The following is a 25,100-nucleotide window of genomic DNA, read 5'->3' as shown; positions in this document are numbered from 1 at the left end:
TGACAACCACTCACATCATGCAAACAAATCAGATCATCAAAAGCATGACACTAATCATATCCAGGATGCGAAACAAACTCTTGTTGATATTATGTTACTTGGCCAAATGAAACTTACTATCACTAAGAACGTTCTAATATCAGCACTTCCCTTGTTAAAATAAAGTTGTAGGATTGTTTAACAAGTACCTTTGTAAATTAACAGAGTCTTAATTAATAAGTAATAAACCTCCTGGAAGAATTGCTTCTTTCAGGAGGTTTATTTTTATTATAATGCTGTAAAACCATCGAAAGAGAGCAGCACTCCAATCGAGACCATTATGTAGTCACCGACTTTTTTAATGGTGCGATTATTTTTTTGAATCGCAAAAACCTGGTACTTTCATTTTATTTCCACATTTTTCATATACAATTTCCTTTTTTCATTTGTATCTCCACATCAATAGGAATTTCATTAGAGATTATTAATTAAATATTCATCAATATCATTTTTCTGATATTTACTAAATCTATATAAATAAATAAGTTTATCTACTTTAAAAATATATTCTATGTTATCATTTTTTGCTTTATATTCTTGTATGTTTATATCCCCGAGTTTTTTAGTACCTACAAATTCATTATTTGTATTTTTCAACTCAATAGCTTGATATATATATACATTTATATCATTTGATAAAAGTACTTCAACCCATGGAGAAGTAAAACCGTCATCATTTAAGTAGACATTTTTCACATCATAATTAGACGGAATTAGTATGTGTTGGTTATTTACTTTAATTTTAGCACCAATCTCATTTATATTTATAAGCTCCTTAGAATCAGTACTTAATTTTACAACATAAACCATACTGATTGATATTATAATAAGTACTATAAATACTAAAATGTATAAGTTTTTAACTTTTCTCACAACCCTATTTAGATAATTAATAAAAAGTATTTATGTTCATTTATTCAAAAAGGGGGAAACTAAAATTAGGTATTTTATTCTTGCTATTTAAATATTGTTCATCAATATCAAGTAGATTAATCTAATTTAAAAAACTGATCCAAATGATAATAAAAGATTCAAATCCGAAAGCATATATATTTTAACTCTTTTTTAGCCATTAACACACAATAAAATTGGCATCTAAATACTTGTTTCTAACCAATATAGGATTATTCGTTTAAAACTTTTAACCCCAATAAGTAATTGTGTCAAAAACCCCTATAATTACAAGAATAACTCCTGCAATTTTTTGGACAACGCTCCCTATCTTACTGCTTTTTTTCATTATTAATCGCTTTGCATCAAAAAGCCATATTAATACAAAGAGAAGTATAAGTGGAATTGATGTTGCAATCCCAAAAACTACAGGTAATATAAAGCCATATGAAGTTGTTAACACAGTTGGCATAAGCCATACAAAAAAGAGAACAAACATGGTTGGGCAGAAGGCGAGGGAAAAACTTGCCCCCAGCATAAAAGATCCGAACTTTCCTTCTTTTAATACCATTGGGATATGCATTGTTAAACGGTTTAGAAATCCAAGTTTTATAACTCCTATAAGTACAAGTCCCGTAATAATCATTAGAGGGCCAATTAATTGACGAAATATGGGAAAATACTCTGTCATCTTTGTTTCGAATGATTGGCCAAATATCCAAGCCAAAAATCCAATTAAACTAAACACAACAACCTTCCCTGCAATAAATGCAACTATCTCTCCCCAATTACTCTTCATTTGAACAGTACGATTTCCGTAAAAAGTAATTGCACTCATATTTCCTGTAAGCTGACAGGGTGCAACAGCCCCAATCAAACCAAGTAAAAGTGCAATTACAATTGGGGAATGTTCAAAGGAGTTTAAGAATACAGTAACTGGTTCACTTATTGTTTGGCTGATCTTCGACATTAAACTATACATCTAAGAAACACCTTCATTTGCTTATTTTGTTAGCTCCCCATTTGAAGCAAGTTTATCCCAAGAAAGTCCTTCGTCTTTAGTTAAATAAATATTATTATTATTTGTAACAAAGACAATCTCTTTTTGATTATCAGGATTTACTGCGATAAAGGTGATTGGATCCATCTTCAGATCTATTGGAAGTTGGATGTCTATTTCTTCATTACTGTCATACAAGAATGACTTAAGGTATACCGTATTTTCATCAAAATTTGTATAATAACCTGCTGTTTCATTCAATGTTACATAAGTGATCATTTTTGCATCATTTATTGATTTAAAATTTTGTCCATAATCATCCGAAACAAATATTCCATCCTTACTACCGATTGCAATTAATTCTTTACGCGTTGGATGTGCAGACAAGTTAGAAATATTATTTGAATTAAATCCATTCATAGTAGCCTCTGTCCAAGAAGCTCCTTCATCAGTAGAATAATGTAGCCCCCTATTCATCTTTTCAATTGGCTTTTCATTTAATACGTAAATTGTATTTGAATCATAGCCTGCCGCAAGGTAATGAAAATCAATCTCTCCATAAAACGCTAATTGCTCAAAACTTGCGCCTTTATCTATACTTTTAATAAGACCGAGAGGATTTTTATATTCTGAGCCTGGTTCTGGATGACCACTTGAAAAAAATCCTTCTCTTACAGCCTGAAAGCCCATGTAGTCATGTTTTTGGCTATTTGCTTCTTTCCAGCCATCTTCCCCATATCCATATAGTCCCGAATGTGTTGAAATGACGAAATCGCTTCCTCCATTTATATATCCCAAACCGTGTATATGATCAATTTTATTATTTTTAACTTTTCCATACGAAAATGCTTCGTTTTCTTTTGAGTTACAAGCAGACAGGATTAAAATAACTACTAACAAACCGATAAAAACTTTGAATTTTCTCATCAAATAACTTCTCCTTTAGCTCCATTTATATCCGATTCCCCATACAGTTTTAAGAAATTCATCGATAGGAAACCCCTTGTTTTTTAATTTTTCTCTTAAATTCCGAATATGTGAGTCTACTGTTCTTATATCCGTATACGTGTTATATTCCCATGCAGCATCCAATAGCTCTTCACGTGTATACGTCTTTTTAGGGCGGGTAATTAATGTTTGAATAATATAGAACTCTTTTAATGTGAGTTGTACTATTATATCACTATATCGTAACGAGTACGTCTCTCTATCTAGCTTAAAACCCTCGTAAATAATCGTAGCTTCTTCTGATTCATTTTCAGCTAAACGACGTAAAATGGCATTTACTCTTGCTACCAATTCTCTTTCATCAAAAGGTTTCGTAATATAGTCGTCAGCACCTGTATTTAACCCTTTAACTAAATCCAACTTATCGGATCTTGCCGTAAGCATAATAACCGGTACATTAGAAAATTCACGTATTTTCTCACATACTTCCCATCCGTTGATCTCCGGCATCATGATGTCTAATAGGACAAGATTAATTTTCTCATTCTTAAGTATCTCTATCGCATTCTTTCCATTTGTTTCCTTGATACATCTGAATCCAAGCGGTGTGAGAAATAATTCAATTAGATTTAGCATCCTCTTTTCATCGTCAACAATTAAAATTGTCCGCATATATTCTAAAAGCCTCCTCTTATATTTCTAATTTAAATGTACTCCCTTTACCCAAGATACTTTCGACTTCAATGTTACCTCCATGTGCTTCAACCAATTCCTTAACGACGGCAAGTCCTATACCCGAACCGCCGAATGAACGTGACCGTGATTTTTCTACACGGTATAACTTTTCAAAAATGAATTCAATTTCTTCAGAAGGAATCCCAATTCCCAAATCTATTACTGAAATGATAGTTTTATTATCTTTTTTTAAAACCTTCAATGTAACAGTTGTATTTTCTTTAGAATACTTCAAAGCATTGTCGAGTAAATTCAATACAATTTGCTCTAATCGCAAAGGATCAGCATGGACTTGAAAGTTTTCTTCACTTACAAGATTAAGTTTAAGATTCTTCAGTGCAAAAGAAGGTCCAACGAGTTTGACAACATTCTCAAAAAACGGCCGTACCTCAAAGTATTCCTTTGAAACGGTAAAAGTATTCTCATCCACTTTTGCTAAATCTAATAGATTTTTAACAAGTTCTTTCATTCGATCTGACTCTTCTGCGATTATTGTAAGATAATGTTCTCGTTCCTTCTCACTCACTCCTTCTCTCATGGCTACTTTCGAATACCCGATTAAATATGTCAGAGGCGTGCTCAATTCATGAGAAATTGACGCTAGAAACTCATTCCTCTCTGCTTTTAACCTTTCTAAATCATTGGCTAGCTTTTGAATGGAACCTGATAACTCTCCAAGTTCATCTTTACCGATAAATGGTAGACTCACATCAAAATCGCCTTTACTTAACTTCTCAGTTGCTTCTTTCATGTGAATTAATGGCCTTGTGAGAAATCTAGATAAGGCCGCATAAACGATAAATAATACAATAACACTCGTCCCACCCGCCATCCCAAAATGCAAGTTCAACTTACCCACCAATTGTTCAATAGACCCTGTGCTTTGAAACATAACAACATAACCAGATTGGCCAGTTTTTACTTTATAAGGGTGTGCACTAATAATATAAGGAGACTCTTTCCAATCTGAAATCAATATCTTATCAGCTTTCAGATCAAGATTTTTTATAAGAGGAAGAAATGCTTTTTGTGACGTAATGTTTTCAACCGAGCTATGTAGGATATTACCTTTGTTATCCGTAATAACAACTTCTCTACCTCCGCCTTTTTCCATCAATACGATATGTTTCATCGTTGTATCGGAATAGTATTCTACAAGTACATCCCTGTGATTCGATCCACTTTCCAGCAATCGGTTAAATTCTTCCTGAATTCTTGTATGAATAATACTTTTATGGAGATAAAAAATAAGAAATGTCTCCATTATTAGTACAACAATGAAAAAGGAAGCTGTTAACTTTGTTGAGATTCTGTTCATACGATCATTCGCCCCTTCTCCTCTGAAAATATTATAGAGAATAAATATGAAGAAAATATGCAGATACTTAATACAAGTGGTTATAAAACAGTTTTTAATTATTTTTATAAACACCTTTGTTTCTATACATTTTTTTTGACATCTATCCCTTTTAATATTGTTCTAAGATAACTTACTCATGATGTGAACTGGTTAGGTATGCTAATCAGTTTTATTTATTCTCCAAAATAATTATGAACTGTCTACTCTATTTAGCAAAATTATTTGAACTAAGAATAAGTAGCTAAGTAATAGACAATAATTATTGCATATTGGAGGTTAAGAGAAATTATGACAATAAAAAGTGAAGACAAAATAATTTATTGCTACAACTGCCGTAAAAGGTCCTTATTTACACGTAGAGATATGTACAATAATAGTGGTGTAGACAGTCATTGTAGCGAATGTTCAATTGTTTGGTTTGAGTGGCAAAATCGAGCAGTAGAGCGAGAAAGAGAAAAGTGGGTTGAATATAACGAATTAACATTCTAATTGTAAATAACATGAAAAAACGCTTAGAGAATATTTATCTGAGCGCACAAGGAACACTAGAAATAATCAAACTTTTTTATAAAAATCTTAACCAAAACATAACGAAAGAAGCCATTTTGATCAATGTATTTTTAAAAAATGGATTCTTTTATTTACGCTAATATGAGGATTTTGAAGAGGAACTTTTAATCAAACTTTATTTCAATGCTACATGATTAAAATCGTCTTAAAGCGCATATTTTGTTGCAAGAAAAAAGAAGCCATTTTGAACAAAAACTAATCAGAATGACTTCTTCAATTTATTGTATTAAGAACAGGTTTTATAAAAAAGATTGATCATTGTCCTTATTATTTCATAAATCAAATCTTTCAAATGGCCCCCTTACTTACTCTTTTTTAATTCTAGTTTCAATGTAGCATGTACCGTCGCTAAATAATAATGGAACATCCACTCGTACCATATTGGTTTGTCATAATCTGTCTTTTCGGTAATCTTGTTATGTCGTATACCGTAATTGTTTACAATTGCGAAAATCATTGCATCATGCTTTTGCGTAGTTACTTTTTCTAATTCTTTTCTATACGGCTCCAGAATATCAGCTAGAATATTAATAGCTTTCATCTTTTCAGCCTCATTTGAATCGTATTTGAAGAACATTTTAATAGCCGTTTCAACCTTTTCCGTTGTTGAGTCATCGGTAGTCTCTGGTAAATCTTGCGTTATGAGATGTCCCACTCCATCCTCTGGCAAGTCAATTATGTAGCCATTCTCTGTCAACAAATAGCCGTCTTCTAAACAAATAAGATACTTATTGATAAGTTCTCTAAACTCTCGTTGTGGCTCGTCATAATAATAAATATCGAATCCATCTATCTTTCGAATGTACTTATGTAAAACTTCTATCAATGTAAAGGTAGTCTCTTTATTTTGTCTATAATCATGATCAATAGGAAATATATTCTTTAAACCTACATGATTAAACATGTACGCTTCAGGACTAGGAGCCATTAATCTAGGAGTACTGTGGTTGCCAAAAAAAGCTAACTTAAAATAACCTTTCTCTTCAAAATACAAATAAGTATCAATAAAAAACTCGCTAAACTTCTTGAAGGATATTTTAATTTCTTCAATATTAATATGACCATTTCTAACTGCATAGTATTCTGTCACATAACTCACCTTCCTAATTGTTATATAGAAATATTTATTGTTCTTCTAACTCCTCTAAAATTAATTTGTAAAAAGAACTCGGAAAACGAAATAGCTGCATTCTTATAAATTTCCATGGGTTTTGTCATTGATCCTCCTTTCATCTGCCCTTTCCTTGATTAGTTTCTCACTTTAAATTCTACATGAAGTGGTAAATAAAAACAGACTACGATTCAGTTTATTAGTAACTGTTTTTATTCAACCTTATTTTAAACAGTTCGACTTTATTTCAAAGCTACCTAACGATCTTTTTTGGAAATTACATTAGAAATAAAAAACAGCTTGTGATTTATTAATCATCAAGCTGTTTTTATCAAACTTATATATAATTCTACAACAGTAACCAACTATAATGTAAAGTTACTTACTTTAATGTCAACGGACAGTCTTATTATTAATTCACTTAAGTAACGAACTTTTTTTTCAAGTAACAATCTTTTTTTTCAAGTAACAATCTTTTTTTCGATACAACAATGTTCATAAATCCCAAATTCTAATTTATTCCACCGTTACCGACTTAGCCAAGTTTCTTGGTTTATCCACGTCACAACCTCTATGCAATGCTGCGTAATAACTGATCAGTTGAAGAGGAATTACTGCTACCAGTGGAGCGAATAGCTCCTGTACTTTTGGAAGTACGAAGCGGTCTCCTTCTTCTTCATGACCCTCCATAGCAATAATGCATGGGTTTGCGCCACGTGCAACTACTTCTTTTACGTTTCCACGTATGTTTAGGCTCACTGCTTGTTGAGTTGCTAGGGCGAAAATCGGTGTTCCGTCTTCGATTAGAGCGATTGTACCGTGTTTTAGTTCTCCGCCTGCAAAGCCTTCTGCTTGAATATATGAAATTTCTTTTAGTTTTAGTGCACCCTCTAAACTTACATAGAAGTCGATGTTTCGTCCGATGAAGAATGCATTTCTAGTTGTTGCTAAAAATTCTGTAGCGATTTGTTCCATTTCTTCTTTAGAATCTACTATTGCTTGCACTGCATTTGCAGCAATTCCTAGCTCTTTTACAACATCAAAGTCTAGTGTTTTCCCTTGAGATTGAGCGTATACAGAAGCTGTCACCATTAATACTGCGACTTGAGCAACGTAAGCCTTTGTAGATGCAACTGCAATTTCAGGACCAGCATGAAGTAGTAATGTATGGTCTGCTTCGCGAGAAAGTGTTGACCCTGGTACGTTTGTCATTGTAATCGTTGGGTAACCTTTTTCTTTTATTTTCACAAGTACTTGTCTGCTATCTGCAGTTTCACCAGATTGTGTAAGGAACATAAACAATGGTTTCTCTGATAGAAGTGGCATGTTGTACCCGAATTCGCTAGAAATATGCACTTCTACTGGAATACCAGCAATTTTTTCAAAATATTCTTTACCGATCAATCCACCATGATAGCTTGTTCCCGCTGCGATAATGTATAAGCGGTCTGCATCATGAAATGCATTTAAAATAGCTTGATCTATTGTTAGCTCGCCTTGTTCATTTTGGTAAGCTTGAATTATTTTACGGATTACAGCAGGCTGTTCATCCATTTCTTTAAGCATATAGTGAGGATATGTTCCTTTTTCAATATCACTCATATCAAGTTCTGCTTTGTACGGTGCACGTTTTACTTTTGTTCCGTCTAGTTTTTGAATTTCAACAGAATCTTTTTGTACGATTACAATTTCTTGGTCGTGAAGCTCTACATAATGCTCCGTAACTTGTAGCATTGCCATAGCGTCAGATGCTACAACATTAAATCCATCACCAATTCCTACTAATAGTGGTGATTTATTTTTTGCTACATAGATCGTATTTTTGTCTTCTTTATCCAATAGGGCAAGTGCATACGATCCGTGAATAAGATGCAATGTTTTTCTAAGTGCATCTACTGTAGAAAGTCCGTCTTGTGAGAATTTCTCAATAAGCTGAACAATTACTTCTGTATCCGTGTCAGATGCCATTTCTACATTAGATAAATACGCTTTTTTCATTAAATGATAGTTTTCAATAACACCATTATGCACAAGCGTGAAACGTTCTGTTGTACTTTGATGTGGATGTGCATTTAGTTGGTTTGGGACACCGTGAGTTGCCCAACGTGTATGACCAATTCCAAGCTTCGCATCTACATCTTCATCTACTACATCACGTAAATCAGCAATACGTCCTTTTTCTTTGAAAACGACTACGCCGTCTTTATTTAACACAGCAATCCCCGCAGAATCATATCCACGGTACTCTAATTTTTCTAAACCATTTAACAAAATTTCCTTTACATCTGCTTCTCCAATATATCCTACAATTCCACACATAATCATATTTCCTCCATATACATTCATGTCTAAATAAGCATGCTTCAGACTGTTGAAAAACGCTCACATTCTACGTTAAAATAGCGCAGGCCCACACGATGTGGGACATGCAACCGTTGCGACATGGATGTCGCGAATTTAGGTTACCTCGACTGACAAGCGTTTTCAATCAGTCTGAAGCTCTATCTCCGAATAAAGAGTTTGTTTTTCCTAAGTACCTACACAATGCTCATTAAGCTAAGAATGCCTTCTTTTCCCCTCTGTCATACAATCACTCGTATGGTTTATGAAAAAGAATAACAACCGGGCAAATACGGTCGGGAGGCATCCGCCGAAAGTTCGATAACCTCCACCTCGTCTGCTGAAGATACATTTCCGTCCAATTTCTTCAGCTCTGGCGCTATAATTGTTTTCCTATTTTTTACGCGTTTCTTGTCCCTCCATTTCTACGCGGTTACTGTAATGTATGTTCATACAAGAGGTATGACAACTTAAAATCAGCATCTCTATCATACTTAAATTAAATACGATAGTCAATTAAGTACTCTTTCTATAAATGCTATAACAATATACTTTTTGCTACACAAAAAGAGCCACGTATTCGCGGCTCTTTCAGGTTGAAGACCAATAGATTCGTGAATGCTAAAATCCGAAACCTTTTAAAATAACATTTATTTGTCTTGCTATTCTATAGATTTATTGACTTCATCACAGAACAGACCTTGATAAACCGATAAAGGAAAAAGATGCGGGACTTCTGCGGAAGAACGGACCAACTAGACCACGCACGAAGCGTGAAATAAGGAAGTAAGGCTAATGGCCATCCTGCTCCTTCATGACCAACATCGTGTTGGCCCAGGAGGAACGATGGTTCGTCCGCGGAAAGCGAGTATCTTTTTCCGGACTGAGTTTTATTTAGTCTGTCTGAAAGAGCCACATTTATGTAGTTTTTTGGTTAACCGGTAATCGCACCATATATTAAAGCTAATAGAATAACAAATGCGGGATGAACTTTGAATTTTACTAATAATAACCCGCTTGCAGCTAATAGTATGATTGAACTCCACATCCCCAGTCCTACTACAGACTCTTGAGCAAATTGTATAGTCATAAATCCAAGTAAAACGGCGATAATTGGTCGAATAAATTTCGTTAAGTTTTTTACTTCCGGAGCATCTTTATACTTTAATAAAATGGCCATCATACCAATCATTAATATTAAAGTTGGTGCTATAGTGGCAAACATCGCGATGAAGGAACCTAATATTCCACCTTCTGTATAACCAATATAACCTGCCATTTTCGTGGCAATTGGACCAGGCAAAGAGTTTCCAATAGCGACTACTTCACTGAATTCCTGTGTTGTCATCCAGCCATATTTCCCTACTACTTCATGTTCCACTAATGGTATAGAGGCTGGGCCTCCTCCATAGCCTAATATACCTGGAATAAAAAACGCTAAAAATATACGCCAATAAATCATATTTTCTTCCTCCTTTTAAGCAAGGGAGCGAACACAAGGACTATGCACGCTAAAATGACAATGGCAGGATGAATATGTAACACTTCTATTAATACAGATGAAAAAGCTATTAACAAAAGCGCCTTTAACCAACCAAGAGATTCTCCTGATTTCTTTATAAAGTCCCATGTTAATTGACCAAGCAATACAGCTACTATCGGTATTACCGCTGTAGACATATTTTGCACCTTCGGAATATCCTTATATTTTTGTATTAATCCCAATAATAAAATCATCATCAAAACAGTCGGAATTACGGTTACAATAATTGCATTTAAACAACCCCATATACCCGCTATTCGATAGCCGATATACCCTGCCATTTTTGTGTTAATTGGACCAGGCAACGTATTCGCAAGCGCAAGGGTGTCTCCAAATTCATCTTCATCCATCCAGCCATATTTCTTCACAACCTCTTGATGAACGAGTGGTATAGAAGATGGACCCCCTCCGAATCCAAGAATTCCTGAACGGAAAAAGGCAATACTAATATCCCTCTGAAGAACGCGATCTGGACGCTCGGATTTGTTCTTCGTTGCATTACGTTTTACCAAACCGCTATAGCTCCATCCGTTCGGGACTCAGTTCCACCTTGAAGAACACCTGTCTCTGCATTTCTCCAAATAATTTGTCCACGCCCAAAACTTCCAGTATCCGCTGCAACATGAATATCATGACCTTTTCTCGCTAAGCTTTGGACAAGATAGTTCGGAAACTCAGGTTCCACATGTACTGTTTTCCCTTTTATCCATTGCCATCTTGGCATATCAAGAGTTGCTTGTGGGTTCAATAAATAATCGACTGTATTTGTGACAATTTGAAAATGACCTTGTGGCTGCATATAACCCCCCATTACTCCAAAGGGTCCAACTGCTTTTCCATCCTTTGTTAGAAATCCTGGAATAATTGTGTTGTACGACCGTTTCCCTGGCTTCAGTAGGTTTGGATGAGACTCATCTAAAGAAAAATCATGTCCTCGATTTTGTAAAGCTACCCCTGTGCCAGGTACTACGATTCCTGAGCCAAACCCCATATAATTACTTTGAATGTAAGAAACCATATTCCCTTCTTCATCAGCTGTAGCTAAATAAACGGTTCCAGCTTTAGGCAATTCATATGGTGCTGGATCAATCGCCTCTTCATGAATAGTGTTTGCTCGTTCTTTTGCGTATTCTTCTGATAGTAAATGATCCACACTTATCGGCATTGCTTCTAATTCGGTAATAAATGCTTTTCCATCCGTAAACGCTAATTTCATCGCTTCAATTTGTTGATGAACTACATTCGCACTTTGCCATTCTGGTTTCGCCAATTGCTTAAATACATTTAAAGCCATAAGCGCAACCATTCCTTGTCCATTTGGCGGTATCTCCCAAACATCATATCCACGATAATTAGCAGAGATTGGTTCAACCCATTCAGGTTTATACGAAGCCAAATCCTCCTTTGACAAGTAACCATCATGCTTCTTCATGAAAGCATCAATTTTAGTTGCAATTTCACCTTCGTAAAAATCACGACCATTCGTTTCACCGATCGCACGTAACGTTTTCGCATGATCTGGTGAAGACCAAATTTCTCCTATTTCCGGAGCCCTTCCGTTTGGTGCAAACGTCTTAAACCACGATGAAAATTCTTCTGAAGAGAAGGTGTCTTTAAATTTTTCATATGCGTTTTTCCAGTACTTCCCTAGAATCGGAGTTAAAGGATATCCCTCTTCTGCATATCTAATCGCAGGGATTAAGACTTCTTTAAGTGGAAGTTTCCCAAATTTTTCTGATAACTCTGCCCACGCAGATGGAACACCAGGTACCGTTACTGGAATAACTCCATATACCGGCATTTTTTCATGGCCTTTTTCTCTGATTTTTTGAGCAGTAATCGACAAAGGTGATGGACCTGATGCATTTAACCCATGAAGCTTATCTTTAGTCCAAACTAACGCAAATGCATCTCCACCAATTCCGTTTGAAGTTGGTTCTACTACTGTAAGAGCTGCTGCAGTCGCGATTGCTGCATCAATGGCATTTCCGCCTTTTTGGAGGATTTCAATTCCTGCTTGAGCTGCTAATGGCTGCGATGTTGCAACCATTCCTTTTTTAGCGAAAACGGTATGTCGTTTTGCTGCAAATGGGTGATGTAAGTAATCCATGTTGTTCCTCCTCTAAATCTTTTCATATACCGTTTAATATTTTTGTTCCAGCAAAATGACACGCGGCAAAATGGCCTTCTTCCACTTGTTCCCAGGTAGGTTTTTTACTATTACATATCTCTTGAGCAATAGGACATCTTGTATGAAATGGACACCCAGAAGGTGGATTTGCTGGATTTGGTAGATCTCCCTGTAATCTAATTCGATTTTTATTCGCATTTACAGATGGACGAGGAATTGCGGATAATAAGGCTTGAGTATATGGATGAATTGGATTGGTAAATAAATTCTCCACAGTAGCAAGCTCGACCGTATTACCCAAATACATAACCAAAACACGATCACAAAAATATCGTACAACACCTAAATCATGTGATATAAATAAATATGATAATTGATACTTCTCTTGTAAAGATTTTAACAACTTCAAAACTTGCGCTTGGACTGAGACGTCTAATGCAGATACTGCCTCATCACAAATGACAAATGAAGGATTTAAAGCAATAGCTCTTGCAATACCGATACGTTGTCTTTGTCCACCACTAAATTCATGTGGATATCGTTCATAATGTTCTTCCTTCAAACCAACTTCGTTTAACAAATCAATTACAGCAGATCGTTTCTCTTTTTGCGTCATATTAGTATGCATTGTAAACACTTCTTCTAATGCATGACCAATTCGTTGTCTAGGATTCAGTGATGCAAATGGATCTTGAAAAATCATTTGCATTTCTTTTACGAATTTTAGCTTTTCTTTTCTTTTTAATCCTTGTATTTCTTCATCTCGAAAAATAACTTTACCTTCTGTTAACTCTTCCAGACCTAAAATTGCACGACCTAAAGTTGATTTTCCACAACCTGATTCCCCAACTATCCCAAGACTCTCCCCTTCATACAGATTAAGAGAGACTTCTTCAACTGCCTTCACATGACCTTGTACACGCTTTAATACTCCACCTTTAATAGGAAAATACTTCTTTACTCCTTCTAATCGTAAGAGGATTTTTTGATCAGCTTTGGAGGACAAATTGACCATCTTTAACTTCCTCCTCTTCATATAACCAACAACTAACAATATGTCCTTGGTCTGCGCTAAATTCTGGTGGTGCTATTTCATGACATTTATCTGTAGCAAATTTGCATCTCGGATGAAATCTGCATCCAACAATCTTTTCTTGAAGGCTAGGAAGAGAGCCAGGTATAGGCTCTAATTCAAAGTCCGGATCATCTACGTTAGGTACTGAATTTAATAAACCAATTGTATAAGGGTGCTTTGGATTATCAAATATATCTGCTACTCGCCCTTCTTCTACTTTTTTACCAGCGTACATAACCATTACTTTATCTGCTACTTCCGCAACAACGCCCATATCATGCGTAATCAGCATAACACCCATGTTAAGCTTTTCTTTTAATTCATTTATCAATTCTAAAATTTGAGCCTGAATAGTTACATCCAACGCGGTTGTTGGTTCGTCCGCAATTAGTAATCCAGGATGACAAGCAAGTGCAATTGCAATCATTACACGTTGTCTCATACCACCACTAAGTTCATGTGGGTATTGATTCATACGTTTTTGAGGGTAAGGGATGCCGACTTGTTCTAATAATTCTATCCCTTGTTTTGTTGCTTCTCTTTTACTTATCTTATGATGTAGCATTAATGGTTCCCGTAGTTGATATCCTACTGTCAAAACTGGATTTAGTGCAGTCATAGGTTCCTGAAAAATCATCGATATCTTGGTACCACGCATTTTTCTCATTTCTTCGTAAGGTAGGTTATGTATTTCCTTGCCTTCGTATTTAATCTCACCTGCCGCAATCTTCCCGTTACTTGGAAGCAGACCGATAACCGATAAAGATGTAATACTTTTCCCACAACCAGACTCCCCAACAATACACAATGTCTCTCCTTTTGCAATAGAGAAGGAGACATCTCGCACAGCTTGTACATCTCCTTCTGCTGTGCGAAATTCAGTTACTAAATGATTTACTTCCAGTAATGTCTCCCGCATTATCTAACCTACTTCCCAGTTATATTTTTTAAGTACCACTTACCGTTTGGATCTAATTCCAGGCCTTTGTATGTTTTGTCTAGTGCTGCTGTGACAATTCCGTGATACATTACTACAACTGCATTTTCTTCAATCATCATTTTATTTGCTTTGTCTAATAATGCTTTTCTTTCATCTTGGTCAATTGTTGTACGGGATTTTTCAACTAGTTGATCAAATGCTGGATTACTATACTGAGCACGGTTTGAAGATCCTACATTATCGCTATGGAAGTTTGGATACAACAACTCAGATCCATCTCCTGTTACATTGGACCAACTTAAGAATGTAAGATCATAATCTCCTGCACGAGCCGTATCTAAAAATGTAGCCCATTCCATTGACTCAATTTCTACATTAAATCCCGCTTCTGTTAATTGAGCTTGAACTATTTCAGCCATCAATATAAAATTAGCACGATTTGCAGTTAATAATTTTATTGGTTTATTTCCGTATCCGTTTTTCGCAACCAGAGTTTTTGAAACTTCTAAATCATAAGGAGTTCCTGCTTTATCTGCTGACGCATCATATCCAAAAACTTTAGGTCCGATGACACTATCACTTCGAACCCCTAGTCCATTTAATTTAGAAACAAAAGCATCACGATCAATCGCTGCCGCCACTGCTTCACGGAATTCGGGATCTTGATTTATTTCTCTTAAATGATTAAAAGCTAAATAATAAACCGGTGATCCATCTATTTTATCGATAGTTACATTATCCAAAGATTCTAAGCGTTTAATTTGTTCCGTTGGTAAGTTATCAATAAATTGAACTTCCCCTGTTTGTAGCATAGATATTGCTGTTGATATTTCAGGTACTACTTTATAAATTACTTTCTTTAACTCCGGAGCACCATCCCAATATTCTTCGTTTGCTTCTAATACAATTTGGTCTCCTGGAGTCCAACTCACAAATTTAAATGGTCCAGTACCAATTGGTTCTTTCATTAAATCTTGTTTTTGATCTGCTGTTGGACTAACAATAGCCGCATTGGTATGTGAAAGAGATGCTAAAAATGCACCATACGGATATTTAGTTTTTATTTCCACTGTATATTCATCTAAAACATTAATTGTATCTACTGGTTCTAATAATGATGCACGAGGTGCTGCCGTTGCAGGATCACGTAATTTATCAAATGTATATTTCACAGCCTCAGCATTGAAAGGTGTTCCATCATGGAACTTAATTCCTTCTTTTAGTTTAATAACCCAAGTGTTTTCATCTGGGGTTTCATAAGACTCTGCTAATTTAGGTTCAAATTCCATTGTATCCACATTTCGTTGGAATAATTGTTCATATACTTGCTCCGTTATATTAGCCGATGGTGAATCATTCATCAAAATAGGAGATAATCCTACTGCATCCGAAGTTGAAGCATAAGTAAAGGTTTTATTATTTGCCGGCTTTTCACTACTCGTACCCTCAGTATTTTTTGGTGCAGATGCGGATTCGCCGCTTGAACATGCTGCTAAAACGATTGACAAAATAAACAAAACAACTAATAACATATTCTTTTTCATTTCTATTCCCCCAGTTATTATTTTTATTGGATGTCCATGTTTGGATCTAATGCATCTCTTAATCCGTCTCCTACTACATTAAAAGCAAAAACCGTTAGCATAATTGCTATTCCCGGAACAATAGTTAAATGTGGAGATGTCCACATATAATTTTGGCCTTGAGAAATCATTGCACCCCATTCCGGTGAAGGTGGTTGAGCACCTAAACCTAAATAACTAAGTGAGGCTGTAGAAAGTATTGCAGTCCCCATTCGCATTGTTGCAAAAACAATTATTGGAGCAAAAGCATTTGGCAATATGTGACGAACCATAATACGTAAATCAGAAGCTCCTAAAGACCTCAATGCCATGATGTATTCCTTTTGTTTAATAGAGAGAACTGACCCCCTTACAATACGTGCACAGCTTGGAATTGACCATATACTTATCGCTATCGCAACATTTACAAGACTAGTACCTAAGATCGCAATAATTAACATAGCCAATAGAATACCTGGGAATGAGAATAGTAAATCCACAATCCTCATAACAACTCCATCTAATTTTTTGTAATAACCACCAAGTAAACCAAGAATAATCCCACCAAGTAACCCTAAAGAAACTGCTGTAAAGCCGACGATTAATGAAATTCTGGATCCATATACGATACGTGACCATACATCTCTTCCGTAGTTATCTGTTCCTAACCAATGTCCATTAGAAAACATCGGTAGTTCACTATCTACAAGACTCTGTTTTACAGGGTTATATGTAGCTAATAAAGGTGCAAACAATGCCATAAAGATTAAACCTAAAATAATGACAATACCGATTACTGATAGTTTATTTTTTAATAGTCTTTTGATTGTTGTGATGTACACTTTCTCTCTTTTCTTATTCACGGATGTTTGTACACCTGTTGTTATAATCGCATTCGTCATAGGAAGCCTCCCCTCGTTATTCATAGGTAATTCTTGGATCAATAAACGTATATACAATATCTACAACTAAGTTAACGACAACGAACAACGTTGCTACTAATAATACGGAAGCCTGTACCATCGGGAAATCTCTCATTGCTATTGCATCTACCATAAGTCTTCCAACACCATTAATAGCGAAAACTTTTTCAGTAATAATTGTTCCACCCAGTAAAGCACCAAAATTGACTCCGATCACAGTTACTACTGGTATCATCGCATTTTTTAAAGTATGTACCCAGATAACTTTTCGCTCCTTAACTCCTTTAGCCCGAGCAGTTCTTACATAATCAGCTTTTACAACTTCAAGAATAGAGGACCTTGTCATCCTTGCAATCATAGCTGCTGAACTTGTCCCTAAAGTAATTGCCGGAAGAATCATCTGTTTAAATCCTTCTGTTGTATAAAAAGGTGCTGAGAGTCCTCCTACAGGAAGCCACTGTAAATTAACCGCAAATACTAATATTAGTAAAGCACCTAACCAAAAATTTGGAATTGATATTCCAGCTAAAGCAAAAGTGGTAGATGTTACATCTAGCCAAGAATTATGTTTTAAAGCGGATATTAAACCAGCAATAATCCCAATTATGATTGCTACTACCATACTAGCTACCGCGAGTTTTAGAGTATTTGGGAACCGTATGGAAATCGCTTCTGATACTGATTGTTTCGATTGATAAGAATAGCCGAAGTCACCTTGTACTGCATTTTTTAAATATCGACCATATTGTACAAGGAACGGATCATTCAAACCTAAGTTGTCTCGGATTGCTTCTAAATCTGTTGCCGTAGCTGTTGGCCCTCCTACCATAGTAGCTGGATCACCCGGAGCAATGTACATGGATGAAAATACCAAAAAAGAAATACCCAACAATAAAAAAATAAGTTGTACACCTCTTCTTACAATTAAAGCAATCATATATCCCCCTCACTCTCTTACAAATGTTAATTGAATATGCATTTTTAATTAACAAATGTTTAGTATTTGTTATTTGTGATTATAATACAATAAAGAATAAAAATCTATACGAATATTCAAATAAATTTATTTTTTTAGAAATATTAATACATTATGAATAATCTAGATAAAATTTAATTACGTTTTGAATAATCTATAGTGATTTATCTATCTTTTTGTATTTGCATTCCACACTTATTTCCTCAAATGATTCAATCATTTCGATAATAAAAATAATAAGCAATGTGCAGGCACCTATATCAAATCTGACCTGTATTTACTTCTCCGACGAATTTTGCGTATGAACACAGGTGTTGGAGTCTAGACAGTTACTAAGTAAAAAAAGGATATGCGTTTTTATCTATTAAAAAAGACATCCCTATACGGAATGTCCTTTTTATGAATTTATAATTTTAATCCACTACGACTTTTAAATCTTCTAAGTAAAATATGACTTTCCACTCGTGTAATACCCTCTAATGCATATAACTCTTTATTAATAAACTTTTCAAGACTTGAAAAGTCATCTACCAATACATGCATATGTAAGGTTGATGGTCCCGTCATTTGATAACAGCTAGCTACACTTGGATTATCAGCAAGATTTTGAGCAACCTTTACGAGGGAGGAAGGTTCACAATCCACTTCAAAGAAACCTGAGACATTTTTACCTACTTTCTCTGAATTAATAACAACGGTGAATCTCTCTATCACGCCTTCATTTTGTAATTGGTGCACTCGTTCTCGAACAGCAACTCTTGATAAGTTAAGTTCTTTACCAATATCAACGTAAGACAAACGGCCATTTTCCGTCAATAATTCTAATATACGCTTGTCAATAGCATCCAAATTCATACAACACCCACTTTCTACCATGTATAGATATTATACGAAATATACTTTACTTTGGGAAGTGAAAATGCACTTTGAAAGACAGAATGTAAGTCTTACGGTTGAAATATTTCCAATTAGTTAAAAAACCTTTAATATTCATATTCGTATATATAAAACTTACTATAATTTAATAGTTTAAAAATTCTCCCTGGATGTAATAGTTTCCATTTTTTAATTCATTATAAATAAAAGATTGCCCACTTATGAATAAAATGGGCAACCTTTTCTATTACTTCTCCAATAACTTTAAGATTTCTCTATTGAAAGCAGGCAAATCATCTGGCGTACGACTTGTTACAAGTTGTTTACCACAAACGAAAACTTCTTCATCATGAAATTTGGCTCCGGCATTTTCTAAATCGACTTTTATCGACTTGTAACCTGTAGCATCTCTTCCATTCAATGTTTTTGCTGTAATGAGGAGCTGTGGTCCGTGACAAATTGCAAAGACAGGTTTCTTAGCATCCATGAATGCTTTTGCAAATTCAACAAATCGATCGTCCGCACGTAAAATGTCCGGTGAAAATCCACCAGGAATGAATAATGCATCAAAGTCTTCTGGCTTTACCTCATCAATACTATAATCTACTTTTAAATTAGCTTCGCCTTGCTTACCTGTTACTTCATTTCCTGCTTCCTTTTCAATTATAAATACCTCGTGTCCTGCGTCATTTAATGCTTGTGCGGGACTTGTGTATTCTACATCCTCAAACATATTTGTGATTAATGTTGCTACTTTAGCCATTTACTCACTCCCTATTTGTTTGTTCACTCTTATTATTCCACCAAATAAACGGAGTAAACATTTAACAGAGAGAATTATTCCTTTTCTCTATTTCTTCAAGTAACTGCTAAGGAATTAACAGGATTTTACCCATGCTTTTGCGACTTTCCAAAAAGCTATGAGCTTTTGCACCATCTTGTAATGAAAAAGTAGTAGGCTCCTTCGGTATTATTTTACCTTCTAAAATCCAATCAAATAATTGTTTTGATCTTCGTTTTCTTTCCTCTAAGGAGGTTAGTACATTCCAAAGATCTCCACCAGTTAAGGTTTTAGATGTGTCCATCAGCATACGTGGATCAACGAGTGCCGGATCCCCACCTGACATTCCATAAAACACTACAGTACCACCTATTCTTGTGACTCCAAAACTTTCTGCTAAAGTGGAACCTACAGACTCATAAACAACATCTACTCCAACACCGTTCGTTACTTCCTTTACTTCATTACTCCAATTATCTTTGTATAAAAAAACATGATCTGCTCCAATTGAATAGGCAACTTCAGATTTTTCTAATGAAGATGTAAGTCCAATCACTTTTGCTCCAAGTAATTTCCCAATTTGAATAAGATTTTGCCCAACTCCACCAGCTGCTGCATGGACTAGAATTGTATCTCCAGCATTCACTTTATAACTGTCGCTAGTTAAATATTGAGCAGTTAATCCTTGTAACAAAATAGAAGTAGCTATTTCAAATGATAGTTCATTTGGTAAAGGAATTGCCTTTTCCATCGGAACTGCGACGAATTCAGCGTTTGCAAATGGAACATCTGCAAATGCAATACGATCTCCGACTTTCAGAGTTTTAATACCAACACCTATTTGTTCTATTATACCCGAGCCCTCATATCCCAAAATAAAAGGTGGATTACCAGCTAAATGATAGTTTCCTTTTCTTCTATAAATATCAGCAAAATTCAATCCAATAGCCTTCGTCTTAACCAATACCTCATTTTCCTTAATAGCCGGTCTAGCAACTTCCTTATATTGAAGTACTTCAGGTCCACCAAACGTCTCAAAAATAAGTGCTTTCACTTTACTACTCCTCTTCTACTGAAATATATGAACTATCGTATACAATCTTTGTTTAAAGCACAAAGAATTAGCCTTTGAAAAACAGTACAAAAAGACACCTGGCACTTTTAAGTAGTGTATCCGTAGTAATATCATTTCTTAGTAAGATAGATGACATGTAGATCCTCCGTACATTAGTTAGAACTAAATCAAAATTATAAAAAGCAATAGCTAGGCTAAATCTTCTTGATAGGTACTACTCACTTAATGGATTGTAGGGAAAGCGTCCACCTGAAACGGAAATCCGCTGTATTATTTAATTCTTTAAAGTACTATGGACACTGGTTTTGCAGGACGATAATCCAAATACTTTCTTTAAGAAAACACAAGCGGCCTTTAAGTGCATCTAGCCTACACCATCCTCATGCTTTTTATTTTCTCAAATAAAAAATCCAGCATAAGGCTGGATTTTCATCTATTCTTTATTCAGCTAAACCCATCTCTGTTATTACAACTTCGACGATTCGGTTTACATAGTTTTCACATTCTTCTTCAGTTGCTGCTTCTACCATGACACGTACAAGCGGTTCTGTTCCAGATGGTCTTACAAGAACTCGGCCGTTACCAGCCATTTCAGCTTCCACTTCACTAATAATTGCCGCTACTTTTTCATTTTGTGTTACTGCGTGCTTATCAGTTACGCGAACATTTATTAGTTTTTGAGGGTAGATGGTCATTTCTGAAGCAAGATCAGAAAGTTTTTTTCCTGTTATTTTCATAATATTCACCAGCTGTAAACCAGTCAGTAAGCCGTCACCAGTTGTATTATAATCTAAGAACACGATATGTCCAGACTGCTCTCCGCCTAGATTATAGCCATTCTTTTTCATTTCTTCTACTACATAACGATCTCCTACTGCTGTTTTAACACTTGTCATTTCATGTGTTTCTAAAGCTTTATAGAAGCCCATATTACTCATCACAGTAGATACTACCGTGCTCTTATTTAATCGGCCTTGTGCGTTTAAATACTTGGCACAAATATACATAATTTGGTCACCATCTACGATATTGCCTTTTTCATCTACAGCGATTAGTCGGTCACCGTCACCATCAAAAGCGAGTCCTACATGTGCACCTTTTTCTAAAACAAATTTTGCTAACTCTTCGGGATGTGTCGAACCTACACCATCATTAATGTTCAAGCCATTCGGAGATGCTCCCATTGTAGATAAGTCAGCATCTAAATCCGCAAAAACATGTGTGGCAAGGGAAGATGTAGCACCATTTGCACAATCTAACGCAACATGTATTCCAACGAATTCTTCATCTAATGTTTGTTTTAAATACTGAATATACTTTTGTCCACCTTCAAAATAATCGGATACAGATCCTACTCCCGCACCTGTTGGACGTGGTAATTCGTCTAGTTCTGCATCTAGTAATTGCTCGATTTCTTCTTCCTGTTCATCCGAAAGTTTAAATCCATCAGAACCAAAGAATTTGATACCGTTATCTGCCACTGGATTATGAGATGCTGATATCATTACTCCCGCATCTGCACTCATTACTCTAGTTAAGTAAGCAACACCTGGTGTACTAATCACACCTAGACGCATTACCTCTACTCCTACAGAAAGAAGCCCTGCTACAAGCGCACCTTCTAACATATGACCAGATATACGCGTGTCACGACCAATTAAAACTTTTGCGCGACTCTCTGCTCCCTTTGTTAAAATGTATCCGCCTACTCGACCTAATTTAAAAGCAATTTCCGGTGTTAATTCTGAGTTTGCTACTCCTCTTACACCATCAGTACCAAAGTATTTTCCCATTTAAACTTCTCTCCTTAAAAACCTGTTGTCCTGCTTATTAATTACGCCTCGACTAAGTACGCCCAGATCTTTTTAAGTCTGCTAGATAGACATATCTAAATCTTGGCATGCGTCGTAAGATTTAACTATATTCAACCGAGGCTACCCTTCATTGAATTGTAGTGATCTCGTAACTCGTTCTTATATCTATAAATGTCAGGGACTTCTATATCTGACACCTCGTTTTTCATGTGCTTTTGCTGTTTCTCGGCAAAGGTAATCCTACTGAGAAAGTTAAGCTTCTTTAACTGTTAATTTTACCTCGGACGCAGTCATTTCCCATTCAACATTAGAAGGTGCATCCATTTTTATCGGAAACGAATTTTCTCCTATTTCAGCATTTTGTGCTTCTACATAAAGCGCAATACTGCTCTTTGTTATTTTATCTAATGCTTCAGGAGTTCCTTTAGCTGTCACGGAAACTAATCCGTCTGTAGGTGTTTGAAAAACACTTTCTAATTGATCTGGAAGTCCCCTCACTTCCACTGCCACTTGATCAAAAGACTTTTCGCTCACACTCGAAATAGTCTCTTCATCTACTGGCGGTTCTGTTATTGGAGCAGGTGTCACATCGCCTACAACTTTAATCTTGTCTAGGGACATTTTCGTCACCCCATCTGGGACCGTCAACTTCACATCAAATTCACCAGCGTCTTCTATTTTACTTACATCAACATCCACAAATAACTTCTCAATTTTGTCCAATACTGATCGAGGACCAAATAATTTTATATTTTGAACATTAGTGGTTAGTTTATTAATCGTCACACCTTGTTTTGGTGTACCTTTCTCCATCAATGCTAAAGGTACTTCTTTACTGTACTCTTCAACTCTCACTCTTACCTGTACCGTTTTTGGCTCGACTGTTACATCTAATTTGTTCAAGTCTTTGTCTAAGACGCGTACACTTGCCTCTTGTTCAAAAGATTTATTAATCCCTTGTTCTCCCGCGATCGTAGCTTTTACATAGCCTATGCTATTTATCAAACTTTTTGCACCTGTAATTGTAACCATTTTAGGCTCAACATCATAGGACTTAACAACGTGATTTTCTGCCAACAGACTTTCATTCATATCTGGGTCTACACGGAATTGTTTAGAGATTCGTTCTTCAATAACCACGTTTACATAAACTGGATCAGTCCGAACTTTTAATTTATCCGAGAAATTTTCAGTTGAAATGGCCACTCTATGCTCCCCGATTGCTAACTTTCTTAAGTCTACAAATACTTTGTAGTCCTTCATCACCTTTGCTGAAAGCACAAGTTGACTTGGGCCTTCTATGTTTACGGAAACGGTTTTTGGCACGCCAGATACAACTAAACTGTCGTCATCATAATATACTTCTACTGGTACCTCTGGGAGCACACCTACTGACTTTCCACTCGCGTTCATATTCGTATTTTCGATATCGGATTTCACAGAAACGAATAACAAAATTGCTAAAACTAATGCAATTATTCGTAAGAACCATGGATTATCCATCATTTTATCCATTTTGTTTCCCCCTCCACAACCATTTAGAAGAAGTTACTTGTTCCTCCGTTGGTCCAAACCAAAGACGTTTCAAGTGTGATTCAAATTCTTCCATGGATAAATTTCTATGGAGATCTCCGTTCGATGTTAAACTTACTGCTCCCGTTTCTTCCGATACAACTATTGTTATAGCATCAGTTACTTCACTTAAACCAATTGCTGCGCGATGCCTCGTTCCAAGCTCTTTAGAGATGAAAGGACTTTCGGACAACGGCAAATAACATGCTGCAGAAGCTACTTTATTTTTTTGTACGATCACTGCACCATCGTGAAGTGGTGTATTTGGAATGAAAATATTAATCATTAGTTCGGATGAGATATTCGCATTTAAAGGAATTCCTGTTTCAATATAATCCGTTAAACCAGTTTCTCTTTCAATCGATATTAATGCTCCAATACGGCGTTTCGCCATATAGCTCACAGATTTGGTCATTGCCCCTAGTAAACGGCTCTGTTCCTCCTCTTCTTGCATAGAACTTCTCGAAAAGAGTGTTCCTCTACCTATTTGTTCAAGTGCTCTTCTAATTTCTGGCTGAAATATAATAATAATCGCTAAAAATCCAAAATTAATAACCTGTTCTAGCATCCATCCAAGTGTATCCAAACCTAAAAAGTCTGTGACGACACGGGCTACAACAATGACAAAAATCCCTTTTAATAATTGGACCGCTTTCGTTCCTTTTACAAGGGTAATTATTTTATATATTACAAACCAAACGAATAAAACATCTAAAATGTTTACAATTACGTTTACTGGCATTAAATTCGTAAATTGCTCCATAAACGACATGTGGCATCCCCCACTTTTCATCACAAATCCATACAATGTAAGTATAGCATAGTTAAGTAATTTTCC

The 25,100-nt window shown here is 35.6% G+C and carries 22 protein-coding genes; 1 reads left to right on the top strand and 21 read right to left on the bottom strand.

Features of this window, described 5'->3' with window-relative positions; genetic code table 11:
• Positions 1-453 precede the first annotated feature (453 nt).
• From ACTSKG_RS13720 to ACTSKG_RS13700, 5 genes are all read right to left on the bottom strand, one after another.
• The gene (locus tag ACTSKG_RS13720; protein ID WP_464755120.1) at positions 454-912 is read right to left on the bottom strand and encodes a hypothetical protein; all 459 of its coding nucleotides are present in this window, start codon (positions 910-912) and stop codon (positions 454-456) included.
• Between the two features lie 268 nt (positions 913-1,180).
• Positions 1,181-1,912 carry an urease accessory protein UreH domain-containing protein gene (locus tag ACTSKG_RS13715; RefSeq protein ID WP_464755119.1) on the bottom strand — a complete coding sequence of 244 codons (732 nt, stop codon included), beginning with the start codon at positions 1,910-1,912 and terminating at the stop codon, positions 1,181-1,183.
• A gap of 21 nt (positions 1,913-1,933) precedes the next feature.
• Positions 1,934-2,857, bottom strand: a complete 924-nt coding sequence (locus tag ACTSKG_RS13710) for a F510_1955 family glycosylhydrolase (protein ID WP_464755118.1) — start codon at positions 2,855-2,857, stop codon at positions 1,934-1,936.
• Between the two features lie 15 nt (positions 2,858-2,872).
• Positions 2,873-3,550, bottom strand: a complete 678-nt coding sequence (locus ACTSKG_RS13705; protein WP_464755117.1) for a response regulator transcription factor — start codon at positions 3,548-3,550, stop codon at positions 2,873-2,875.
• Between the two features lie 19 nt (positions 3,551-3,569).
• Positions 3,570-4,931, bottom strand: a complete 1,362-nt coding sequence (locus ACTSKG_RS13700; RefSeq protein ID WP_464755116.1) for an ATP-binding protein — start codon at positions 4,929-4,931, stop codon at positions 3,570-3,572.
• Positions 4,932-5,261: 330 nt separating this feature from the next.
• On the opposite strand from ACTSKG_RS13700, the gene ACTSKG_RS13695 reads away from it, so the two are divergent.
• The gene (locus ACTSKG_RS13695) at positions 5,262-5,462 is read left to right on the top strand and encodes a hypothetical protein (RefSeq protein ID WP_464755115.1); all 201 of its coding nucleotides are present in this window, start codon (positions 5,262-5,264) and stop codon (positions 5,460-5,462) included.
• 382 nt (positions 5,463-5,844) lie between these two features.
• Here the strand turns inward: ACTSKG_RS13695 and ACTSKG_RS13690 are convergent, their stop codons facing one another.
• The 16 genes from ACTSKG_RS13690 to cdaA form a co-directional block, all read right to left on the bottom strand.
• On the bottom strand, positions 5,845-6,633 hold the full coding sequence (locus ACTSKG_RS13690; protein WP_464755114.1) for a hypothetical protein: 789 nt from the start codon (positions 6,631-6,633) through the stop codon (positions 5,845-5,847).
• Positions 6,634-7,170: 537 nt separating this feature from the next.
• Positions 7,171-8,973, bottom strand: a complete 1,803-nt coding sequence (glmS, locus tag ACTSKG_RS13685; RefSeq protein ID WP_464755113.1) for a glutamine--fructose-6-phosphate transaminase (isomerizing) — start codon at positions 8,971-8,973, stop codon at positions 7,171-7,173.
• A 955-nt stretch (positions 8,974-9,928) separates the two neighbouring features.
• Positions 9,929-10,456 carry a chromate transporter gene (locus ACTSKG_RS13680; protein ID WP_464755112.1) on the bottom strand — a complete coding sequence of 176 codons (528 nt, stop codon included), beginning with the start codon at positions 10,454-10,456 and terminating at the stop codon, positions 9,929-9,931.
• On the bottom strand, positions 10,453-11,049 hold the full coding sequence (locus ACTSKG_RS13675) for a chromate transporter (RefSeq protein ID WP_464755111.1): 597 nt from the start codon (positions 11,047-11,049) through the stop codon (positions 10,453-10,455). Before ACTSKG_RS13675 ends, ACTSKG_RS13680 begins: the two co-directional genes overlap by 4 nt.
• Positions 11,043-12,647: a gamma-glutamyltransferase family protein gene (locus ACTSKG_RS13670; protein ID WP_464755110.1), complete on the bottom strand. Its 1,605-nt coding sequence runs from the start codon at positions 12,645-12,647 to the stop codon at positions 11,043-11,045. Before ACTSKG_RS13670 ends, ACTSKG_RS13675 begins: the two co-directional genes overlap by 7 nt.
• A 22-nt stretch (positions 12,648-12,669) precedes the next feature.
• Positions 12,670-13,683 carry an ABC transporter ATP-binding protein gene (locus ACTSKG_RS13665; RefSeq protein WP_464755109.1) on the bottom strand — a complete coding sequence of 338 codons (1,014 nt, stop codon included), beginning with the start codon at positions 13,681-13,683 and terminating at the stop codon, positions 12,670-12,672.
• Positions 13,658-14,662, bottom strand: coding sequence for an ABC transporter ATP-binding protein (locus tag ACTSKG_RS13660; protein WP_464755108.1), 1,005 nt, complete (start codon positions 14,660-14,662; stop codon positions 13,658-13,660). The genes ACTSKG_RS13665 and ACTSKG_RS13660 overlap by 26 nt, the downstream gene beginning before the upstream one ends.
• Before the next feature lie 8 nt (positions 14,663-14,670).
• Entirely contained in the window at positions 14,671-16,227 is a 1,557-nt protein-coding gene (locus ACTSKG_RS13655) for an ABC transporter substrate-binding protein (protein WP_464755107.1), read from the bottom strand.
• 23 nt (positions 16,228-16,250) lie between these two features.
• Positions 16,251-17,147, bottom strand: coding sequence for an ABC transporter permease (locus ACTSKG_RS13650; RefSeq protein ID WP_464755106.1), 897 nt, complete (start codon positions 17,145-17,147; stop codon positions 16,251-16,253).
• A 16-nt stretch (positions 17,148-17,163) separates the two neighbouring features.
• Positions 17,164-18,105, bottom strand: a complete 942-nt coding sequence (gene nikB / locus ACTSKG_RS13645; RefSeq protein WP_464755105.1) for a nickel ABC transporter permease — start codon at positions 18,103-18,105, stop codon at positions 17,164-17,166.
• Between the two features lie 444 nt (positions 18,106-18,549).
• Complete coding sequence (locus ACTSKG_RS13640; RefSeq protein WP_464755104.1) at positions 18,550-18,999, bottom strand: Lrp/AsnC family transcriptional regulator; 450 nt, start codon at positions 18,997-18,999, stop codon at positions 18,550-18,552.
• Positions 19,000-19,267: 268 nt separating this feature from the next.
• The gene (locus tag ACTSKG_RS13635) at positions 19,268-19,783 is read right to left on the bottom strand and encodes a type 1 glutamine amidotransferase domain-containing protein (protein WP_464755103.1); all 516 of its coding nucleotides are present in this window, start codon (positions 19,781-19,783) and stop codon (positions 19,268-19,270) included.
• A gap of 106 nt (positions 19,784-19,889) precedes the next feature.
• Complete coding sequence (locus ACTSKG_RS13630) at positions 19,890-20,855, bottom strand: quinone oxidoreductase family protein (protein ID WP_464755102.1); 966 nt, start codon at positions 20,853-20,855, stop codon at positions 19,890-19,892.
• A gap of 461 nt (positions 20,856-21,316) precedes the next feature.
• Positions 21,317-22,669: a phosphoglucosamine mutase gene (glmM, locus tag ACTSKG_RS13625; protein ID WP_464755101.1), complete on the bottom strand. Its 1,353-nt coding sequence runs from the start codon at positions 22,667-22,669 to the stop codon at positions 21,317-21,319.
• A gap of 273 nt (positions 22,670-22,942) precedes the next feature.
• Positions 22,943-24,205: a CdaR family protein gene (locus ACTSKG_RS13620; protein WP_464755100.1), complete on the bottom strand. Its 1,263-nt coding sequence runs from the start codon at positions 24,203-24,205 to the stop codon at positions 22,943-22,945.
• On the bottom strand, positions 24,198-25,034 hold the full coding sequence (gene cdaA, locus ACTSKG_RS13615) for a diadenylate cyclase CdaA (protein WP_464755099.1): 837 nt from the start codon (positions 25,032-25,034) through the stop codon (positions 24,198-24,200). The genes ACTSKG_RS13620 and cdaA overlap by 8 nt, the downstream gene beginning before the upstream one ends.
• Between the last annotated feature and the right edge of the window lie 66 nt (positions 25,035-25,100).

Source organism: Psychrobacillus syltrankelensis (assembly GCF_055454035.1).
The sequence above is the reverse complement of the archived record's forward strand: the minus strand, read 5'-3'. Positions and strand labels throughout refer to the sequence as shown.